This window comes from Nocardioides oceani, from assembly GCF_030412965.1.
Classification (GTDB): Bacteria; Actinomycetota; Actinomycetes; order Propionibacteriales; family Nocardioidaceae; genus Nocardioides; species Nocardioides oceani.
The window spans coordinates 1-353 of the sequence record NZ_JAUHJQ010000073.1 but is presented as its reverse complement, the minus strand read 5'-3'; the positions used below and the strand labels follow the sequence as shown (position 1 = coordinate 353).

Here is a 353-nt window from a genome sequence, read left to right as displayed (position 1 = left end):
GCCATGTTTTGTTCCAAAGGCGACTAGGTACCACCTTTTTTGATAATCATCTGTCTACTGCTTATGCAGTCAGAAAAGACCGTTCTTTTTCCAGCTTTTCCATGCCCCTACCAAAGTTTGGGTTGCTAGCTTGAGGGGTTTACCGCGTTCCACCTTTTATGTTTCCATAAAAGCTACGTCACTGTGGCACTTTCAGAATTACTCCGGCCTATCAAAGACTTAGCCATTTTATCCGCCGTAATGCGCAAAGCACATCCCTAGACTTATTTTTTTGTCTAGCACAAACACTACTGGCATCACAGCCAGTGCTAGCATGGACTTTCCTCATGATAAAATTGCAATATTTACCACGC

General features: G+C 43.3%; 1 other RNA gene. It reads right to left on the bottom strand.

Annotation, left to right across the window (positions count from 1 at the left end):
* Window positions 1-353: RNase P RNA component class B (gene rnpB / locus QWY28_RS23330), an RNA gene on the bottom strand; the annotation flags it as partial.